The sequence below is a fragment of the Pseudomonas sp. NBRC 111123 genome (genome assembly GCF_001320205.1).
GTDB lineage: Bacteria > Pseudomonadota > Gammaproteobacteria > Pseudomonadales > Pseudomonadaceae > Aquipseudomonas > Aquipseudomonas putida_J.
The window spans coordinates 12,458-31,464 of record NZ_BCAZ01000013.1; the positions used below are offsets into that span (position 1 = coordinate 12,458).

A 19,007-nucleotide genomic window follows, 5' to 3' on the forward strand; every position below is an offset into this window, starting at 1 on the left:
GTCCTTTATGATGCCCGCCATGATCAGAGACCCCTTCGAACGACTCGGCCTGGACCGCGAGGTCCTCACCGTCAGCCAGCTCAACGGCCGCGCCCGCGTGCTGCTGGAAGACGTGTTCCGCAGCGTCTGGGTGGAAGGCGAGATATCCAACCTCGCCCGCCCGGCCTCCGGCCACATGTACTTCACCCTAAAGGACAGCGGCGCCCAGGTGCGCTGCGCGCTGTTCCGCCAAAACGCCACCCGGGTCCGCCAGGCCCTGCGTGACGGCCTGGCGGTGCGCGTGCGCGGCAAGGTCTCGCTGTTCGAGGGGCGTGGCGACTATCAGCTGATCCTCGACACGGTCGAGCCTGCCGGTGATGGCGCCCTGCGCCTGGCCTTCGAGGCACTGAAGGAAAAGCTTGGCGCCGAAGGGCTGTTCAGCGCCGAACGCAAGAAGCCACTGCCGGCCCATCCGCAACGCATCGGCATCATCACCTCCCCCACCGGCGCAGTGATTCGCGACATCATCAGCGTGTTCGGCCGCCGTGCCCCACAGGTTGAACTAAATCTGATTCCCACTGCCGTGCAGGGCCGCGAAGCGATCAACCAGATCGTGCGCGCCTTGCAGCAGGCCGACCGGCTGGGCTTCGACGCGCTGATCCTGGCCCGCGGTGGTGGCTCGCTGGAAGACCTCTGGTGCTTCAACGAAGAAGCCGTTGCGCGTGCCGTGGCCGCCTGTGTGACGCCGATCGTCAGCGCCGTGGGCCACGAGACCGATGTATCGATCAGCGACTTCGTCGCCGACGTGCGCGCCCCTACACCCTCGGCGGCGGCCGAACTGCTGGCCCCCGACAACAGCGGCCTGCAGCAGCGCCTGGACGGCCTGCAACGGCGCCTGCTGCTGCGCATGCAGAACCGCCTGACCCACGACCGCTTGCGCCTGGAGTCACTGACCCGACGCCTGCGCCACCCCGGCGAGCGGCTGCGCCAGCAGGCGCAACGCCTGGACGACCTGGACATGCGCCTGCGCCGCGCGTTCATGCTCAACCTCAATCAGCGCCGCGAACGCCTGGCGCGCCTGGATACACGCCTGGCGGCTCAGCACCCGGGGCGCACGCTGAAACTGCTGGAGCAACGCCTGAACAGCCTCTCCGAGCGCCTGCCACGGGCCATGCGCGAAGTGCTCAAGGACCGCCGCCAGCGCTTCCAGGCACAACTGCAGACACTGCAAGTGGTCAGCCCGCTGGCGACCCTGGCGCGTGGCTATAGCATCCTCCTCGACGAACATGGCCAGGCCATCCGCAGCGCCGAGCAGACCCGCAATGGCCAGCGCCTGACTGCCCGCCTGAACCAGGGCGAGCTGCAGGTACGCGTCGAAGACAATCACCTGACCCCGGTCACCCTCTCTTTACTGGACTGACACATGCCCCGCCTGTTTGCGCCCCTGTTCGCCCTCTCTCTGATGCTGCTGGCCGCAGGCGCCCAGGCCAGCTACATCACCCGCACCCTGAACAAACCTGTGCCGGGTGGTGTGGCGGTGGTCGACCTTGGCCCGGCGGCAACGGCGCCGAGCGCGCGCTTCGATGGCAAGCCGGTGCTGGTGGTCAAGGAACAGGACAGCTGGCTGGCCATCGTCGGCATCCCGCTGACCCAGAAGCCTGGCACCGCCATGCTGACCCAGGGCGGCCGCAGCCTGCCCTTCAGTGTCGGCAGCAAGCAGTACCCTGAACAGCACATCACCTTGAAGAACACCCGCCAGGTCAACCCGAACCCGGACGACCTCAAGCGCATCGACCGCGAGCTGGCCGAGCAGATCCAGGCGTATCGCAGCTTCAGCCCGGTATTGCCAAGCAACCTGATCCTCGACAAACCCGTCAACGGGCCGCTGTCGAGCAAGTTCGGCGTGCGTCGCTTTTTCAATGGCGAGGAGCGCAACCCGCACGCAGGGCTGGACTTCGCCGTGCCGGCCGGCACCCCGATCAAGACTCCGGCCAACGGCAAGGTGATCCTGGTGGGTGATTACTTCTTCAACGGCCGCACGGTGTTCGTCGACCATGGCCAGGGCTTTATCAGCATGTTCTGCCACATGTCGAAGATCGATGTGCAGGTTGGCCAACAGCTGCGCCGAGGCGATGTGGTCGGGCGCGTGGGGTCGACCGGGCGGGCGACCGGGCCGCACATGCACTGGAATGTCAGCCTGAATGATGCTCGGGTGGATCCGGCGATCTTCATTGGCGCGTTCCAACCCTGAGATCGGCAGCGCCTGCTTCGCGGGTAAACCCGCTCCTACAGGGATCGCGAAACCCTGTGGGAGCGGGTTTACCCGCGAAGAGGCCAGCACAGTCGACATCACTTCCACTCTGTTGCGCCATCGAAATATACCGCGCAACAATTCAAAGATCTGAATTAATTTTCAGCGATAAAATCTCGCCACTCAGCTTTTTTTAAGCATTCCTCTCAATTTTTTCCGAACACTTGCCATCCCCCACCTCACTGGTTAGGGTTGAGGGCATGAAAACCTTCAGCACCCTCATCCTGCTCCGACAACATTGCAGCCTCTGCCTGGTCAGCGCCCGACTACCAGGCTGATTCGCGTCGCCTCGCCTCTTCATCTCGTTATTGCCCGGCAGGCCCGATTTCGGCCGCACACAAAAGGATTGCTTCCATGACCATGCTCAAAGACCCATCGAAGAAATACCGCGCCTTCCCGACCATCGACCTGCCTGACCGTACCTGGCCGTCGAAGACCATCACCGCCGCGCCGATCTGGTGCAGCTCCGACCTGCGTGATGGCAACCAGTCGCTGATCGAGCCGATGGATTCGGAGAAGAAGCTGCGTTTCTGGAAGACCTTGGTGCAGGTTGGCGTGAAGGAAATCGAAGCCTCGTTCCCATCGGCCTCGCAGACCGACTTCGACTTCGTGCGCACCCTGATCGAAGACGGCCACATCCCGGATGACACCACCATCCAGGTGCTCACCCAGGCCCGTGAAGACCTCATCGCCCGCACCTTCGAGTCGCTGCGCGGCGCGAAGAAGGCCATCGTTCACCTGTACAACGCCACCAGCCCATCGTTCCGCCGCATCGTCTTCAATCAGGACAAGCAAGGCGTGAAGGACATCGCGGTGAACGCGGCCAAGCTGTTCGTCAAATATGCCGCCCAGCAGCCGGAAACCCAGTGGACCTTCCAGTACTCGCCAGAAACGTTCAGCGCCACCGAGATGGAGTTCGCCAAGGAAGTCTGTGACGCGGTCATCGAGGTGTGGAACCCGACCCCCGAGCACAAGGTCATCCTCAACCTGCCTGCCACCGTGGAAGTGTCCACGCCGAACATCTACGCCGACCAGATCGAGTGGTTCTGCCGCAACGTCAGCCGTCGCGACAGCGTGATCATCAGCCTGCACTGCCACAACGACCGTGGCACCGGCATCGCGGCCACCGAACTGGGCCTGATGGCTGGCGCCGACCGCGCCGAAGGCTGCCTGTTCGGCAACGGCGAGCGCACTGGCAACGTCGACCTGGTGACCCTTGCCTTGAACCTCTACACCCAAGGCATCGACCCGCTGCTGGACTTCTCCGACATCGACGGCGTGCGCAAGGTGGTCGAAGAGTGCAACCAGTTGCCGGTGCACCCACGTCACCCGTACGTCGGCGACCTGGTCCACACCGCCTTCTCCGGCTCGCACCAGGACGCCATCCGCAAAGGCTTCGCCAAGCAGCAGGAAGGCGAGCGGTGGGAAGTGCCGTACCTGCCGATCGACCCGGCCGACATCGGCCGCAGCTACGAGGCGGTAATCCGCGTCAACAGCCAGTCGGGCAAAGGCGGCATCACCTACCTGCTCGAGCAGGAATACGGCATCAGCCTGCCACGCCGCATGCAAATCGAATTCAGCCAGGTGGTACAGGGTGAAACCGACCGACTGGGCCTGGAAATGACTGCCCAGCAGATCTACAGCCTGCTGCACAAGGAATACCTCCAGGCCAACGCCCCGTATGCGCTGGTCAGCCACCGCCTGCAGGAAGAAAACGGCCACAGCGCCGTGGAAGTGGAAGTCGCCGGTGAAGGCGAAACCACCCTGCACTGGCGCGGCAAGGGCAACGGCGCCCTGGAAGCCCTGGTAGCCGGCCTGCCGGTATCGGTCGAGATCATGGACTACAACGAGCACGCCATCGGTGCCGGCACCAATGCCAAGGCGGCAGCCTACATCGAGTTGCGCGTGGCAGGCGGTCGCCCAGTGCACGGCGTGGGTATCGACGAGAACATCACCACGGCCAGCTTCAAGGCACTGTTCAGCGCGCTGAACCGCTCGCTGAGCCAGCAGGAAGCCAAAGCGGCTTAAGCATCACCGCGATGAATGAAAAGCCCGCATCCTTGGATGCGGGCTTTTTTGTTTTTCTGTGCCGGCCCTTTCGCGGGTGAACCCGCTCCCACAGGGACCACACAGCTTTTGAATACTGTGCAGTACCTGTGGGAGCGGGTTTACCCGCGAAAGGGCCGGCACAGGCAATATACAAATCCAAGGCAAAAAAAAGGGCGCCGACCAAGCGCCCCATAAGCCGTACAGCACACAACAGATTCAGTTGGCGTCCAGCAGCGCTATCGCCTCGGCACTGCACGCCTCGATCCGCGCCCAGTCGCCGTTCTTGATCCAGCTGCTGTCGAGCATCCAGGTACCGCCCACGCACATCACATTAGCCAGGGCCATGTAGTTACGCACGTTGGCCGGGTTGACGCCGCCAGTGGGGCAGAAGCGGATATCGCCGAACGGGCCGGCAAAAGCCTTGATCGCTGCCACGCCGCCGCTGATTTCCGCCGGGAACAGCTTGAAGCGGCGGTAGCCCAAGGCGTAGCCCATCATGATTTCGGACGGCGTGCTGATGCCCGGCAGCAGCGGGATCTCGCTGTCCACGCCCGCTTCCAGGATGTCCTGGGTGATGCCCGGCGTGACGACGAACTGCGCGCCAGCAGCCTCGACCGAAGCGAACATGCTGCGATCGAGCACGGTACCGGCACCGACGCACAGCTCCGGGCGCTGCTCACGCAGTACCTGGATGGCCTTCAGGCCATGCTGCGAGCGCAGGGTCACTTCCAGGGTGCGGATTCCGCCAGCAGCCAGGGCATCGGCCAGCGGCAGAATATCTTGCTCACGGGCGATGGTGATTACCGGCAGGATGCGCGCCTTTTCGCAGATGGCATCGATCCGGGCGGCTTTATCCGCCATCGAAAGCTTTGGCTGTGGGCGTTCAAGGGTGGTCATGACAGTGGATCCTTGGCTCATGGGCACCAGTAGATGTCCAGGGGGTCGTGAAGAAAGGCGCGAATCGGCATTTCGGAAAGGTCGTTGCCCGCCAGCGCGGCGCGCAGGGTAGCGAGTTTGCCCGGGCCTTGCACGGACAGCGCGATGAACGCCGCGCTGGCCAGGACAGAGCGGGTCAGCGACAGGCGCTGGTGCGGCACGCTCGGAGCCAGCATCGGCAGGCAACGACGCTTGCTGTCAGGGTCCAGGCCTTCAGCGAGGTTGGGGCTATTGGGGAACAGCGAGGCGGTATGGCCATCGTCGCCCATGCCCAGCACCAGTACGTCGATGGCGGGTAGCTCTGCCAAGGCCTGATCCGCGCTGGCTGCTGCCGCGTCGAGGTTTTCGGCCTGCTGATAGAGCCCGACGAAACGCGCCTTGGCCGCAGCGCCCTTGAGCAAATGCCGAGCCAGCAAGCCGGCGTTGCTGTCGGCGTGTTCCACTGGCACCCAGCGCTCGTCGGCCAGGCTGACGGTGACCTTGGCCCAGTCCAGCTGCTCGCTGGCCAGCTGTTCGAGAAACGGCACCGGGCTGCGGCCGCCGGACAGCACAACGCAGGCCTGGCCCTTGCTGGCAATGGCTGCGCGCAGGCGCTCGGCCACGTCGTGGGCCAAGGTTGCGGCCAGTGCCCGGGCATCTGCCAGATCGTGCACCTGCACGGTCGCTGGCAGCTTCAGTTCAGATATCGCCATACCACGCCCTCCCATCACGGGTGATCAATGCAATCGAGCTCATCGGCCCCCAGGAGCCCGCTGCGTAAGGCTTGGGCGCATCGCCCGCGTTACGCCAGCCGGCGATCAACTGGTCACACCACTTCCAGGCGTACTCGATCTCGTCCTTGCGCACGAACAGGTTCTGGTTGCCGCGCATCACTTCCAGCAGCAAGCGCTCGTAGGCATCCGGAATCCGCGTACTGCGCCAAGTGTCGGAAAAATTCAGCTGCAACGGGCCACTGCGCAGTTGCATGCCCTTGTCCAGGCCTTGCTCTTTGGTCATCACCCGCAAGGATATGCCTTCGTCCGGTTGCAGGCGGATGATCAGCTTGTTACCGACCTGCAAACGCTGCTCCGGGGCGAAGATGTAGTGCGGCGTTTCCTTGAAGTGGATGACGATCTGCGACAGTTTCTGCGGCATGCGTTTACCGGTACGCAGGTAGAACGGCACGCCCGACCAGCGCCAGTTGCGAATGTCGGCGCGCAGGGCAACGAAGGTTTCGGTGTCGCTCTGGGCGTTGGAATTGTCTTCTTCCAGGTAGCCAGGCACTGGCTTGCCGTCGCTGTAACCGGCGATGTACTGACCACGCACCACGCTGGTGCTCAAAGCCTCACCGGTGATCGGCGCCAGCGCCTTGAGCACCTTTACCTTCTCGTCACGGATGCTGTCGGCCGACAGCTCGCTGGGCGGGTCCATGGCGATCAGGCAAAGCAGTTGCAGCAGGTGGTTCTGAATCATGTCGCGCAGCTGGCCGGCCTTGTCGAAGTAGCCCCAGCGGCCCTCGATGCCGACCTTCTCTGCCACGGTGATTTCCACGTGGGAGATGGAATTCTGGTTCCACTGGGTTTCGAACAGGCTGTTGGCAAAACGCAGGGCGATCAGGTTTTGCACCGTTTCCTTGCCCAGGTAGTGGTCGATGCGATAAACCCGGCTTTCCGGGAAGAAGCGCGCCACGGCATCGTTGACCCGCCGCGACGACTCCAGGTCATGGCCGATGGGTTTTTCCAGCACCACCCGGGTGCGCGCCGCCAGGCCAGCCTTGTCGAGGTTTTCGCAGATGGCACCGTAAACGGCCGCCGCCGTGGCAAAGTAGGCGATCAGCGGCTGCTCACCCGTCAGCTGCCCGGCCAACGCCACATAGCCCTCGGGCTGCAGGAAGTCCAGGTGCTGGTAGCGCAGGCGGCCAAGAAAACGCCCCAGCGCGGCAGGCTCGATATCGGCCTCGGCCACATGCCGGCGCAAGTGCGCTTCGATGGTGTTCAGGTGATCCTCGGCGCTGCCGGCCTCGCGGGCCAACGCCAGCAGGCGGGTGTCCGCGTGCAGGAGGTTGGCACGGTCGAGCTGGTAGAGCGCAGGAAACAGCTTGCGCAATGCCAGGTCGCCCAAGGCGCCAAACAGGGCAAAAGTGCAAGGTTCAACACTGATCGCAGCCATGATGTTGGTTCTTTCCTAAAGTTGGACTAGGAATACCGCTTTCACACACGGTTTTCAAGGGATAATGTAGTAAAAACCATAACATTACACACAAGCGTTACAGACAAGTGGTACGCCAATCGCACCGACAGTACGATAGACGACCGTGCAAAAAGCCTGCTGCTCCCACAGCCGGCTGTCTTCCCGACCCAAGGACACACCCATGGACCGCGTGCGAAACCTCCTGGAACAGATCCAGGGCCGCCTCGACGAGCTGAACAAGGCCGAACGCAAAGTCGCCGAAGTCATCCTGCTCAACCCGCAACAAGCCACACGCTTCAGCATCGCCGCGCTGGCCCAGGCAGCCAAGGTCAGCGAACCGACCGTCAACCGCTTCTGCCGCTCGTTCGGCGTCAGCGGTTACCCAGAGCTCAAGCTGCAGCTGGCGCAGAGCCTGGCCAGCGGCGCGGCTTACGTGAGCCGTGCGGTGGAAGCCGACGACGACCCGGCAGCCTACACCCAGAAGATCTTTGGCAGCGCCATCGCCTCGCTCGACAGCGCCTGCCAGCAACTGGACCCGCAACAGGTCAGCCGCGCCGTGGACATGATGATCCAGGCCCGGCAGATCCACTTCTTCGGCCTCGGCGCCTCGGCCCCGGTAGCCCTCGATGCCCAGCACAAGTTCTTCCGCTTCAACCTCGCGGTATCGGCCCATGCCGACGTGCTGATGCAACGCATGCTGGCCTCGGTGGCACACACTGGCGACCTGTTCGTGATCATCTCTTACACCGGGCGCACCCGCGAACTGGTCGAAGTGGCGCGCCTGGCCCGGGAAAACGGCGCTTCGGTACTCGGCCTGACCGCCGCCGGTTCGCCGTTGGCCCAGGCTTGCAGCCTGAGCCTGCACATCCCGCTGCCGGAGGACACCGACATCTACATGCCAATGACCTCGCGAATCATCCAGCTGACCGTGCTCGACGTGCTGGCCACCGGCATGACCCTGCGCCGCGGCGTGGACTTCCAGCCGCACCTGCGCAAGATCAAGGAAAGCCTCAACGCCAGCCGCTACCCGATCGAGGACGACGAACTCAACTGAGCCGGTGTGCCTGCAACCGCAGGTGCGCACGCTGCCCCGGCGCCAGGCTCAGGCCCTCGCCACTGCCGCTGGCCGCCTCGACACAGACGAAGCCCTGGCACTCACGGCCGCTGACGCCCATCAGCGGCCGATTGCCCGGGTGCCAGACCACGGTGTCATCGCTGTCGCCGGTGTCGATGCACAGTTCCCGCTCCCAGGCCGGGTCCTGCAACTGCACGCGTGGCGTGCCTGGGTAGACTTTCTGGCACCCCCCCTTGAGCTTGAGTGCGCCCTCCTCACGACAGGCCTGGCGGCTCAGGCGGTCGTAGCCTTCGATATCCTCGAGCCCAGACAGCGCTATCTCGGACACGTCACTGATACGCCAATAGGCCAGCAGCGCATGGCTCAGCTGGCACGGCTCGCTGTCCTGATGCTCGGTGCTCAGGCTCAGTTCCATGCGGTTGCCAAGCCTGGCGTGCAGGTCTACCTGCCAGTCGCACAGGTCCAGCCGCCACTTCAGGCTTACGCCCTCCTCGTCTTCACGGCTATCCACCAGCTTCCAGTCCAGCAAGCGTGCCCAGCCATGGGCCGGCCACAGGTCTTCGCTAGGGTGGCGCCCATACCAGGGCCAGCAAACCGGCACACCACCACGAATGGCGCCCACTTGCGGCCATTGCTCGGCGCACCACAGCCACGGCCGCTCACCGGCCGGCTGGAAGTGCAGCAGTTGTGCACCCTGGCGGCTGAACACCGCCTGGCAACGGGGATGATCGATGATCAGCACATCGCGCTGCTGGTAACGCTCCCACTCGAATGTCGGCCGGGGCCGCTGCGAGGAAAAGAAGCGATGTAGCGGATGTTCGGGCATGGTTCCAAGCTCTTGTTGTTTGAGATAGCGCTATCTCGGCTTATTCCCGACAACCACTGCAAGCCAGTGGGTGCCGGGAGCCGAATTTGGATTGGCGTAAATTTACAACAAGTAGGCTTAGAAAGACGACTGAATCTTCAAACCTGCGACCAGCGCGTTGTCCACTTCGTCCACTGCGCCCGGGCTCTTGATGTACTGCAGGTTGGGCCGCACGGTCAGCCAGTTGGTGACGTGGAAGCCGTAGTAGAGCTCGGCGTTGTACTCGGTGCGCTGCAGCGGCACGAAGCCCAGGTTGTCGTAGTCATCGATACCACTTTGCGCATTGAGCAGCTCGGCGCGTTTCTTCACGTCGTCATTCACATGAATACGCGCCACGCCAAAGCCGATGTCGTCCTTGGGACGAGCGTCGAAGGCACCTTTGTAGACCAGGCCGACCTGCTGGTAGTTGTCGACCACGTTGGTGGCCTTGTCGTGCACGGTGAAGTTGGCGAACAGGCTCAGGCCGCGATTGATGTCACCGCCGTGGGCAGTCACCTGCTGCTGCGCCACTACCCACCAGCCGTGCTTGCTCGAGTGCGACTTGAAGTCCTGCCCGGTGACCGCCTGCGGGTTGCCGTTGACGTCTTCGAACACGTCATCGGCCTTGGCCGTGCTGTAGTAGTAACCCAGGCGGTATTCGCCCGGCAGGTCATTGACCTTGGGCGACCAGACCATCTCCACCGGCAGGATCGCGCCCTTGGTGCCGCTGCCGCTGAGCTTGAAGCCGTTGCCGGTCTCCAGGTTCGACGGGTTCTGCTCGAAGGCACCGACCTGGACGAAGAATTCCGGGGTGATGTTGTACTTGACCCGCAGCGCCCACTGGCTGACCGGCCAGTTGTACCAGATGCCGCCTACCCAGTTGCCCACCTGCGAGCCGCAGAAGGCCAGGTTCTGGAAGTCGCAGGGGAAACTGTTGAAGTCCTCGCCCTCACCGAAGCGGCCGACTTTCACGTCCAGCGCGCCGTCGAAATACTTCTGCTTGACCCACATCTGCGTCAGGCGCCAGGTCTGGCCGCGGCCCCACACTTCCTGCACCGAACTGAACTGCCCGGCGCGCGGGTCACTGATGCGGTCATTGGACAGGTTGCGGCCACTGCGCTCGGTGATCGCCAGCTTGAACTCGGCATCGTGCCAGCCAAGGATCTTCTGCAGGTCCAGGTGCGCGCCGAGGGCGAACTGGTCACTGTAGCGCGCGGTCTTGTCGTCGTTGTAGCCGCCATGCAGGTTGCCAGCCACCTCGCCAACGTAGTCGAGGGTGAGGTCGTAGCCCTTGTCCAGCAGTGCGGTGCGGGTGCCGCCCCAATCACCGGTCATCCATTTCGATTCGCTGGAAAATGCCTCGGCAGCCTGCACGCCACTGCTGCCGACTACGGCGAGCAGGGCCAGTGAACCCAAGGTCCTGATGCGATTGCGCTGTTCCATCCCTTTGCGTCCTCTTTTTTCTTATTGATGGTGTAGACGAGTTAGCGGCCTTTGAAGTGAGCCACGTTGTCCTTTACGGCGGTGTTGCTGCTGGCCAGGTGCAAACGTTCACCGCTGCCGGCGTCGAACAGCAGCACCCGGGCCGGGTCGAACTGCAGGTTCAGGCTGTCGCCCACACGGCAGGCAATGTCCGGCGCCAGGCGACAGCAGACCTTGGTCTGGTTGAGCGTGACGAACACCAACAGGTCTGGCCCAGTGGGCTCGGTCACCTGGACTTCGGCACGGATACCCGGCAGGCCGTTGCCCTCGCTTGCACCCAGGGCGATCTGTTCGGGACGGATGCCGAGCATGATCTGGCGACCATCAAGGTCATCGCTGGCCGGCCCCAACGGCAGTTCGCAGCGCGCCTGGCCACTGTCGAGCACCGCCAGCAGGCGCCCTTCCTGCTTGCTCAGGCGCACTGGAATGAAATTCATCGGCGGCGAACCGATGAAGCTGGCGACGAACTGGTTGGCCGGATCGCTGTAGATCTGCTGCGGCGTGCCGAATTGCTGGATGATGCCGTCCTTCATCACCGCCACCTTGTCGCCCAGGGTCATGGCCTCGATCTGATCGTGGGTGACATACACCGTGGTGGTTTTCAGGCGCTGGTGCATCAGTTTCATTTCAGTGCGCATCTCGACCCGCAGCTTCGCGTCGAGGTTGGACAGCGGCTCGTCGAACAGGTAGATCTTCGGCCGCCGCGCCAGCGCCCGGCCCATGGCCACACGTTGCTGCTGGCCACCGGAAAGCTGTGCCGGCTTGCGCGCGAGCAGGTGCTCGATCTGCAGCAGCTTGGCCACCCGCGCCACCTCTTCGTCGATGGCTGCCTGGGGCATCTTGCGGATCTTCAGGCCAAATTCGATGTTCTCGCGCACGCTCATGGTCGGGTACAGCGCATAGGACTGGAACACCATGGCGATGTCGCGATCCTTGGGGCTCATGCCGCTGACGTCCTGATCATCGATGAGGATCGCGCCGCCGGTGATGTGCTCAAGGCCGGCGATGCAGTTCATCAGGGTCGACTTGCCGCAGCCCGAAGGGCCGACCAGGATCAGGAACTCGCCATCCTTGATCGACAGCTGAATATCCTTGAGGGTGTCCGGCAAGCCGCTGCCGTAGGTCTTGTTCACATTGCGAAGTTCGAGCGTTGCCATGACTTACCCCTTGACCGCGCCAGCCGTGAGCCCGCGGACGAAATATTTGCCTGCCACCACGTAGACCAGCAGGGTTGGCAGGCCGGCAATCATCGCCGCTGCCATGTCGACGTTGTATTCCTTGGCCCCGGTGCTGGTGTTGACCAGGTTGTTCAAGGCCACGGTGATCGGTTGCGAGTCGCCGCTGGAGAACACCACGCCAAACAGGAAGTCGTTCCAGATCTGGGTGAACTGCCAGATCAGGCAGACCATGATGATCGGCGTCGACATCGGCAGGATGATGCGGCGGAAGATGGTGAAGAAACCGGCGCCATCCAGGCGCGCGGCCTTCACCAGAGCGTCGGGAATGCTCACGTAGAAATTGCGGAAGAACAGCGTGGTGAATGCCAGGCCGTAGACCACGTGCACCAGCACCAGGCCGGTGGTGGTGCTGGCCAGCCCCAGCTTGCCGAGGGTGAACGACGCCGGCAGCAACACGGTCTGGAATGGCAGGAAGCAACCGAACAGCAACAGGCCGAAGAACAGCTGCGAGCCGCGGAAACGCCACATCGACAGCACATAGCCGTTCAGTGCGCCGAGGGTGGTTGAGATCAGCACCGCCGGCACGGTGATCATGATCGAGTTCCAGAAGTAACCACTGACCGTGCCCCAGGCCTTGACCCAGCCGATGCCGGTGACCACGGTGGGCCAGCTGAGCAGGTTGCCGGTGCTGATGTCTTCCGGGGACTTGAAGCTGGTCAGCAGCATCACCACCAGCGGCACCAGGTACAGCAGCACGGCAAGCAGCAGCACGGCATGGATGGCGATGCGGCTCAGGGTCAGCGCCGGCCTGTCGGCAGGAGCCTGTGATGAACTATGCATGGCGCTTGCTCCGCAGTTCCGAGTACAGGTACGGCACGAGGATCGCCAGGATCGCCCCGAGCATGAGGATGGCGCTGGCCGAGCCCATGCCCATCTGGCCGCGGCTGAAGGTGAAGGAGTACATGAACATGGCTGGCAGGTCGGACGAATAACCCGGCCCACCGGCAGTCATCGCCGCCACCAGGTCGAAGCTCTTGATGGCGATGTGCGCAAGGATCATCAACGAGCTGAAGAACACCGGGCGCAGGCTGGGCAGCACCACGGTCCAGTAAATGCGCGGCAGGCTGGCACCGTCGATCTGCGCGGCGCGGATGATCGACTGGTCGACCCCGCGCAGTCCGGCGAGGAACATCGCCATGATGAAGCCCGATGCCTGCCACACGGCGGCGATCACCAGGCAGTACACAACCCGGTCAGGGTCGATCAGCCAGTCCAGGCGAAAGCCCTCCCAACCCCAGTCGCGCAGCAGCTTGTCCAGGCCCATGCCGGGGTTGAGCAGCCATTTCCAGGCGGTACCAGTGACGATCATCGACAGCGCCATTGGGTACAGGTAAAGGGTGCGGATGAAGCCTTCGCGGCGGATGCGCTGGTCCAGCAGTACTGCCAGCAGCACACCGATGACCAGGCTGATGGCGATGAACAGGCCGCCGAACAGCATCAGGTTCTTGCTCGCCACCCACCAGCGATCGTTGTCGAACAGCCGGGCGTATTGCGCCAGGCCCGCCCACTTGTAGGTCGGCAGGAAGGTCGAGGTGGTGAAGGACAGGACGAAGGTCCACAGGATGTAACCGTAGAAGCCCACCAGGACGATGAACATGCTCGGTGCCAGTACCAGTTTCGGTAGCCAGCGCTGCAGCGCGTCCAGGGGAGAGGCCCGCAGTTGGGCGGTTGCTGTAGTCATGGGTCACCTTTCAGGCGCTGCAACACTCTGTAGGGGCGGCCTTGCCGGGGCGCCGGACCGGTCGGAAAGGGCTGCGCAGCAGCCCCAATTCGGTGCGCTCGATCTGCCAGGTAGGTGGTGGACTTGAGTCCTTGGGGCTGCTGCGCAGCCCTTTCCGACCGGTCCGGCGCCCCGGCAAGGCCGCTCCTACAACGGGGATCGCTCGACCTTTACTGCGCAGCCTTGATCGCCGCCGCCAGCTTTTTCGCCGCATCGGCCGGGTCGGCCTTGGGGTCGTTGATGTAGTTGGTCACCACATCGAAGAATGCGCCCTGCACGGCCAGCGTGGTGGCCATGTTGTGCGCCATGCTCGGCTGCAGGCCGCCGGTCTTGGCGTCGGCGAGGAAGTCCTTGGCGGAGGTCTGGGCGCAGGCGTCGAAGCCGTACTTGCTCATGTCGGCGAGCATGTCGTTACGCACCGGGATCGAGCCCTTGTTGATGCTGAAGACCTTCTGGAAGTCCTGGCCCAGGACCTTGCGGGCGATGTCCTGCTGGCCGGCAGCAGTGCCCTTGTCGTTCTGCTTGAATACCACCAGCGAGTCGATGTTGTAGAGGAAGGCCTTTTCGGTGCCAGGGAACGGCACGCACTGGTAATCCTTGCCGGCGGTCTTCTTGGCCAGGGTCCATTCGCTCTTGGCCCAGTCGCCCATGATCTGCATGCCGGCCTTGCCGTTGATGACCTTGGCCGCCTCCAGGTTCCAGTCCTGGCCCTTGCCATCAGGGTCCATGTAGGTAGCGACCTTCTTCAGTTCGCTGAGCGCCTTGACCATCTCGGGGCCGGTGAGCGCCGCTTCGTCCAGATCGACCATGGCCTGCTTGTAGCCCTCTGGCCCCATCACGGCCAGCACCACGCTTTCGAACACGGTGCTGTCCTGCCAAGGCTGGCCGCCGTGGGCGAGCGGGATGAAACCGGCAGCCTTGAGCTTGTCGGCGGCGGCATAGAATTCGTCGAGGGTAGTCGGCGCCTTGTCGATGCCGGCCTTCTTGAATACCTCAGGGTTGATCCACAGCCAGTTGATGCGGTGGATATTGACCGGCACAGCGACATAGTTACCGTCAAACTTCACGGTGTCGGCGACCTTTTTGTCGAGCAGCGCGTCCCACTTTTCTTCCTTGGCAACGTCCTTGAGCACGTCGTCATCGAGCAGGCCGGTGGCAGCCCAATCCTGGATGTCCGGCCCCTTGATCTGCGCGACGCCAGGCGGATTACCGGCTACTGCGCGGCTCTTGAGCACGGTCATGGCCGTGGCACCACCGCCACCTGCAACCGCGCCGTCCTTCCAGGTGAAGCCATCTTTCTCGACTTGGGCCTTGAGTACATCCACAGCGGCTTTTTCACCACCGGAGGTCCACCAGTGCACCACTTCGACGCTGCCTTTGGATTCGGCGGCGAACGCACTGAGTGGCAGGAGCGAGGCGAGGGAGATCGCGGCGGCGAGGCGGAGGGTCAAATTCATCGGAGTACCTTTCTTGTTGTTATGCGGGGCAAGTCGGTCGCTTGCATTGCATGAAGTCTAATCAGCGCGCCCGCCTCGTCAGGTAACGAAGCGATGCGCGAATGTCATCGTTTGGTTACATAACGCGAAATGGCCGTCGCCAGGCTGGGTGCCAATGGCAAGCCCGGCAGCAGCACCGCCTGATAAGCGTGATACAGGTCCGGCTTGCCCGGCCAGAGGGTGCCGGCAGGGTGGTTGTACGCGTCGAGTTCGTGGTGCCAGCTGCCTCCGGCACGGTCTATGAAATGGTTGTCGATGAACCCCCAGAAACATTGATACCACTGCTCGTAACGGGCTTCACCGGTTCTGCGCAACAGCGCGGCGGCTGCGGCGCACGCCTCGGCATGCACCCAGTGCAGGCGCTGCCTGACGACCGGGCGGTTGTCCCAGTCCAACGTGTAGACGAAGCCAGGCTCACCATCGACGCTCCAGCCGTGGCGACAGGCGCTGTCGAACAAGCCATGGGCGCAGGCTAGCAGCCATTCGGGTGCGGGCAGCCCGGCAAGCTGGAGGCTGGCCTCCAGGTGCAGCAGCAGGCGCGCCCATTCCAGCGCGTGCCCGGGCGTTGTGCCATAAGGGCGGAAGTGGTCGGCGGGATGCTCCAGGTTGTAGTGCGGCACTGGCTGCCAGAATGCGTCGAAATGCTCGATGACCCGATAGCCGTTGGCGGCGGCATGGGTGTGGATGATGCGCTCGGCAATGCGCAACGCCCTTTGCAGCCACAGCGTGTTGCCGGTGGCATCGGCCAGGGCCAGGAACGCCTCGGTGGCGTGCATGTTGCTGTTGGCGCCACGGTAGGCTTCAGGCATCTGCCAGGCGCGCGAGAAGGTTTCACGCAGGGCGCCCTCCTGCTCGCACCAGAAGTGGCCTTCGATGACTCGCACAGCGTCCGCCAGCAACTGCGCGGCGCCGGCCGTGCCGGCCACTTTGGCGGAACTGGCAGCCAGCGCGACGAAAGCATGCAGGTAAGCGGCCTTGCCACTGTCTTGGCGGCCTTCGGGGTGCGCGAACCAGCCATCGTAGGTGGCATCGTGCAACACCCCGCGCAAGGCCGCGACACCATGCTCGGCGTAAGCCAGGCACCCTGGCATACCCTGGATGTGCGCGACAGCGAAGCAATGTGTCATGCGCGCGGTGCTCATGGTTTCGGCGGCGGCATCAGGCGCCAGGTTGCCAGAGGCTTCGAGGTTGCCGAAGCCGCCTGGCAACTTCGACGCCTTGGCGAAGGCCAGCAGGCGCCGCCCTTCGGCCATGAGCCAGGCAGCATGGACAGGCGAGTCCAGCCAACTGCCAAAGGGGAGGTCGTTATGCTTCATGGGCCAGCGCGTTCCTTGCCAGTCGTCTGCGAAGTCTAGCCAGCCGTCCTGGCCGGCATGTCACGAAGGACAGCTGTTGTGTCACCAGTCTGTGACACGCCTCAATCCATGCCTCTGGGCAGGTACAGCGTCACCCGCAAACCGCCTTCGCGCAGGTTGAGCAGACTCACCTCGCCGCCATGGCTATGGGCAATGTTGCGCGCGATACCCAGGCCCAGACCGTAGCCCTGCTGCTTCCCGGCCAGGCGAAAATGCGGCTCGAACACTTGCTCCATCTGCTGCTGGGGCACGCCGGGCCCTTGGTCATCCACCTGCAGGACGAAGCCCTCGGCACTGTCGATGATACGCAGGCGCGCCCGCTCGCCATACTTGATGGCATTGTCGATCAGATTGCCGATACAGCGGCGCAGGGCCAGCGGTTTGCCCGGGTACGGCGCCATGGCTCGCCCTTCGACGGTGATACGGCCGTCACCCAGATACGGCTCTGCGAGAATCTCCAGCACCTGGTTGAGGTCGATCGGCTCGATGTTCTCGTGGATGTCGGTGTCCTTCACGCACTGCAGCGCCCCCTTGACCAGCAGCTCCAGCTCATCCAGGTCGTGGCTGAACTTGGCCTGCAGGCGTTCGTCCTCGAGCAGCTCCACGCGCAGGCGCAAGCGCGTGATCGGTGTGCGCAGGTCGTGGGAAATCGCGCTGAACAACTGGGAACGCTCGGTCAGGTAACGGCTGATGCGCTCACGCATGCTGTTGAACGCCCGCCCCACTTCCACCACCTCGCTGCCGCCGCCTTCGGCCACCGGTGCCACATCGGCGCCCAGTGACAGTTCGCGGGCGGCACGCGCCAGCCGCTTGAGCGGCCAGCTCTGCCAGTGCACCAGCAAGCCGATGAACAGCAGCAGCAAAGCGGTGGTCAGCACGATGAAACCGATCTGCTGGCGTGGCAGGCGTTCGGCCTCAAGGCTGGTATAGGGCTCGGGCAGCAAGGATGCGATGTAAAGCCATTCGCCTTGGTCAAGACGGATCTGGGTCACCAGCACTGGCGGGTTGAGGGGCTCCAGGGTCAGCGAGTAATGCGCCCACGAGCGCGGCAGCTCATCGAGCTTCAGGCCACTGTTGAAGATGCGCAGGTCATCGGGGGCGACGAACTCGACAGAGACCTCCATCTGCTCGCCCAGGCGCTCGTGCAGTACCTGCTGGAACACGTCGATCACCGCCTGCTTGCGCGGGGTGATGGCTAACACCGGCATGTCCAGCGGCTTGTCGTTGAGCGACACGAAGAAGCGCGTGCCACCCATGCTGCGCAACTGGTCGAGTACCATCGGCCGATAGGCCACCGGCAGCGAGCGGAAGTAGCTGACGCTGGCGCTCATGGAATGGGCCAGGCTCCCGGCACTGGCACGCAGGCCCTGCAATTGGCTGGCGCGCAACTGGGCGACCCAGATGAGGCTCGACAGGCCCTGAGCCAGCAGTACCACCAGCAAGGTCAGCAGCAGCATGCGCCCCAGCAGCGAGCGCGGCAGCAGGCGCCAGCGCCGCTCAGGAAGCGCAGCAGACATGGGCAGCCAGCAGGTAACCACTGCCACGCACGGTGCGGATCAGCCGCGGCGGCTTGTCGGTGTCGCGCAGGCGCTGGCGCAGGCGGCTGACCGCCATGTCGACGATACGGTCCAGCGGCATCGGCTCGCGGCCGCGGGTGGCGTTGCCGATGGTGTCGCGGTCGAGAATCTGCTGCGGGTGATCGAGAAACAGCTTGAGCAGGGCAAAGTCGGCACCGGACAGAATCACCTCTTCGCCATCGCGATGGAACAGGCGGTGGCTGATGGTATCCAGGCGCCAGTCATCGAAGGCCAGCACGGAGCTGGCTGGCGCGGCCTGGCCGAACTCGCTGCGGCGCAACAGGGCCTTGATGCGCGCCTGTAATTCACGCGGGCTGAATGGCTTGCCCAGGTAGTCGTCGGCGCCCAGCTCCAGGCCGATGACGCGGTCGGCCTCGTCGGAGCTGGCCGTCAGCATGATGATCGGCACCCGCGACTGGCGAGGATGCTGGCGCACCCAGCGGCACAGGCTGAAACCGTCTTCGTCGGGCAGCATGACGTCGAGGATCACCAGGTCGCAGGGGGAGCTTTGCAGGGCGCGGCGAAAGCCCTGACCATCGGCCTCGGCACGGACCTGGAAGCCGGCGCGGCTCAGGTAGGTTTGCAGCAGTTTACGAATTTCCTGATCGTCGTCGACCATCAGGATGGATTTTCCGGCAGTGCTCAAGGTATCCCGCCCTCTTGTTAATCACAGGTCTTCATCGCCTGCTCTCGGGTATTGCAGTCGGGGGCCGCAGCGCAGCCCTATCGCGACACAAGGCCGCTCCTACAGGGATCGCGCCATTCTGTAGGAGCGG

16 protein-coding genes are annotated in these 19,007 nt (G+C 63.7%); 4 read left to right on the top strand and 12 right to left on the bottom strand.

All coding sequences use genetic code 11. The annotated features are described in order from the left end of the window. The first annotated feature begins 19 nt into the window (after positions 1-19). The 3 genes from xseA (at position 20) to leuA (ending at position 4,318) form a co-directional block, all read left to right on the top strand. On the top strand, positions 20-1,399 hold the full coding sequence (gene xseA / locus APH27_RS09110) for an exodeoxyribonuclease VII large subunit (RefSeq protein ID WP_060484623.1): 1,380 nt from the start codon (positions 20-22) through the stop codon (positions 1,397-1,399). Between the two features lie 3 nt (positions 1,400-1,402). Continuing rightward, positions 1,403-2,230, top strand: a complete 828-nt coding sequence (locus APH27_RS09115; protein ID WP_060484624.1) for a M23 family metallopeptidase — start codon at positions 1,403-1,405, stop codon at positions 2,228-2,230. A 414-nt stretch (positions 2,231-2,644) separates the two neighbouring features. Next, the gene (gene leuA / locus APH27_RS09120) at positions 2,645-4,318 is read left to right on the top strand and encodes a 2-isopropylmalate synthase (protein WP_060484625.1); all 1,674 of its coding nucleotides are present in this window, start codon (positions 2,645-2,647) and stop codon (positions 4,316-4,318) included. A gap of 237 nt (positions 4,319-4,555) precedes the next feature. Here the strand turns inward: leuA and APH27_RS09125 are convergent, their stop codons facing one another. From APH27_RS09125 to zwf, 3 genes are read right to left on the bottom strand one after another with little or no spacing between them, the layout of a single operon-like run. Next, positions 4,556-5,236, bottom strand: coding sequence for a bifunctional 4-hydroxy-2-oxoglutarate aldolase/2-dehydro-3-deoxy-phosphogluconate aldolase (locus APH27_RS09125; protein WP_060484626.1), 681 nt, complete (start codon positions 5,234-5,236; stop codon positions 4,556-4,558). Between the two features lie 17 nt (positions 5,237-5,253). Next, positions 5,254-5,967: a 6-phosphogluconolactonase gene (gene pgl, locus APH27_RS09130; protein WP_060484627.1), complete on the bottom strand. Its 714-nt coding sequence runs from the start codon at positions 5,965-5,967 to the stop codon at positions 5,254-5,256. After that, on the bottom strand, positions 5,954-7,423 hold the full coding sequence (zwf, locus tag APH27_RS09135; protein ID WP_027920156.1) for a glucose-6-phosphate dehydrogenase: 1,470 nt from the start codon (positions 7,421-7,423) through the stop codon (positions 5,954-5,956). Before zwf ends, pgl begins: the two co-directional genes overlap by 14 nt. 211 nt (positions 7,424-7,634) lie before the next feature. Here zwf and hexR point away from each other — a divergent pair, with 211 nt between their 5' ends. Continuing rightward, positions 7,635-8,498: a DNA-binding transcriptional regulator HexR gene (gene hexR / locus APH27_RS09140; RefSeq protein WP_177326722.1), complete on the top strand. Its 864-nt coding sequence runs from the start codon at positions 7,635-7,637 to the stop codon at positions 8,496-8,498. On the opposite strand, the gene APH27_RS09145 is transcribed toward hexR, so the two are convergent. The 9 genes from APH27_RS09145 to APH27_RS09185 all read right to left on the bottom strand — a co-directional run bounded on the left by APH27_RS09145 (position 8,491) and on the right by APH27_RS09185 (position 18,877). Continuing rightward, complete coding sequence (locus tag APH27_RS09145; protein WP_060484628.1) at positions 8,491-9,345, bottom strand: D-hexose-6-phosphate mutarotase; 855 nt, start codon at positions 9,343-9,345, stop codon at positions 8,491-8,493. The two genes, hexR and APH27_RS09145, sit on opposite strands and share 8 nt — an antisense overlap. A gap of 117 nt (positions 9,346-9,462) precedes the next feature. Then, on the bottom strand, positions 9,463-10,806 hold the full coding sequence (locus APH27_RS09150; protein WP_027920159.1) for a carbohydrate porin: 1,344 nt from the start codon (positions 10,804-10,806) through the stop codon (positions 9,463-9,465). 41 nt (positions 10,807-10,847) lie between these two features. Further along, positions 10,848-12,002, bottom strand: a complete 1,155-nt coding sequence (locus APH27_RS09155) for an ABC transporter ATP-binding protein (protein ID WP_060484629.1) — start codon at positions 12,000-12,002, stop codon at positions 10,848-10,850. Positions 12,003-12,005: 3 nt separating this feature from the next. After that, positions 12,006-12,863: a carbohydrate ABC transporter permease gene (locus APH27_RS09160; RefSeq protein ID WP_027920161.1), complete on the bottom strand. Its 858-nt coding sequence runs from the start codon at positions 12,861-12,863 to the stop codon at positions 12,006-12,008. Continuing rightward, positions 12,856-13,764, bottom strand: coding sequence for a carbohydrate ABC transporter permease (locus tag APH27_RS09165; RefSeq protein WP_060484630.1), 909 nt, complete (start codon positions 13,762-13,764; stop codon positions 12,856-12,858). The genes APH27_RS09160 and APH27_RS09165 overlap by 8 nt, the downstream gene beginning before the upstream one ends. A gap of 209 nt (positions 13,765-13,973) precedes the next feature. Further along, on the bottom strand, positions 13,974-15,260 hold the full coding sequence (locus APH27_RS09170) for an ABC transporter substrate-binding protein (protein WP_060484631.1): 1,287 nt from the start codon (positions 15,258-15,260) through the stop codon (positions 13,974-13,976). A gap of 104 nt (positions 15,261-15,364) precedes the next feature. Then, positions 15,365-16,615 carry an AGE family epimerase/isomerase gene (locus APH27_RS09175; protein ID WP_027920164.1) on the bottom strand — a complete coding sequence of 417 codons (1,251 nt, stop codon included), beginning with the start codon at positions 16,613-16,615 and terminating at the stop codon, positions 15,365-15,367. 101 nt (positions 16,616-16,716) lie between these two features. After that, complete coding sequence (locus tag APH27_RS09180) at positions 16,717-18,171, bottom strand: ATP-binding protein (RefSeq protein WP_060484632.1); 1,455 nt, start codon at positions 18,169-18,171, stop codon at positions 16,717-16,719. Beyond that, complete coding sequence (locus APH27_RS09185; RefSeq protein ID WP_060484633.1) at positions 18,152-18,877, bottom strand: response regulator; 726 nt, start codon at positions 18,875-18,877, stop codon at positions 18,152-18,154. Before APH27_RS09185 ends, APH27_RS09180 begins: the two co-directional genes overlap by 20 nt. Between the last annotated feature and the right edge of the window lie 130 nt (positions 18,878-19,007).

Bases quoted from the DNA above. Each gene is read 5' to 3' on its own strand.
- xseA (WP_060484623.1), top strand. From the start codon at position 20: ATGATCAGAGACCCCTTCGAACGACTCGGCCTGGACCGCGAGGTCCTC.
- APH27_RS09115 (WP_060484624.1), top strand. From the start codon at position 1,403: ATGCCCCGCCTGTTTGCGCCCCTGTTCGCCCTCTCTCTGATGCTGCTG.
- leuA (WP_060484625.1), top strand. From the start codon at position 2,645: ATGACCATGCTCAAAGACCCATCGAAGAAATACCGCGCCTTCCCGACC.
- APH27_RS09125 (WP_060484626.1), bottom strand. From the start codon at position 5,236: ATGACCACCCTTGAACGCCCACAGCCAAAGCTTTCGATGGCGGATAAA.
- pgl (WP_060484627.1), bottom strand. From the start codon at position 5,967: ATGGCGATATCTGAACTGAAGCTGCCAGCGACCGTGCAGGTGCACGAT.
- zwf (WP_027920156.1), bottom strand. From the start codon at position 7,423: ATGGCTGCGATCAGTGTTGAACCTTGCACTTTTGCCCTGTTTGGCGCC.
- APH27_RS09145 (WP_060484628.1), bottom strand. From the start codon at position 9,345: ATGCCCGAACATCCGCTACATCGCTTCTTTTCCTCGCAGCGGCCCCGG.
- APH27_RS09150 (WP_027920159.1), bottom strand. From the start codon at position 10,806: ATGGAACAGCGCAATCGCATCAGGACCTTGGGTTCACTGGCCCTGCTC.
- APH27_RS09155 (WP_060484629.1), bottom strand. From the start codon at position 12,002: ATGGCAACGCTCGAACTTCGCAATGTGAACAAGACCTACGGCAGCGGC.
- APH27_RS09160 (WP_027920161.1), bottom strand. From the start codon at position 12,863: ATGCATAGTTCATCACAGGCTCCTGCCGACAGGCCGGCGCTGACCCTG.
- APH27_RS09165 (WP_060484630.1), bottom strand. From the start codon at position 13,764: ATGACTACAGCAACCGCCCAACTGCGGGCCTCTCCCCTGGACGCGCTG.
- APH27_RS09170 (WP_060484631.1), bottom strand. From the start codon at position 15,260: ATGAATTTGACCCTCCGCCTCGCCGCCGCGATCTCCCTCGCCTCGCTC.
- APH27_RS09175 (WP_027920164.1), bottom strand. From the start codon at position 16,615: ATGAAGCATAACGACCTCCCCTTTGGCAGTTGGCTGGACTCGCCTGTC.
- APH27_RS09180 (WP_060484632.1), bottom strand. From the start codon at position 18,171: ATGTCTGCTGCGCTTCCTGAGCGGCGCTGGCGCCTGCTGCCGCGCTCG.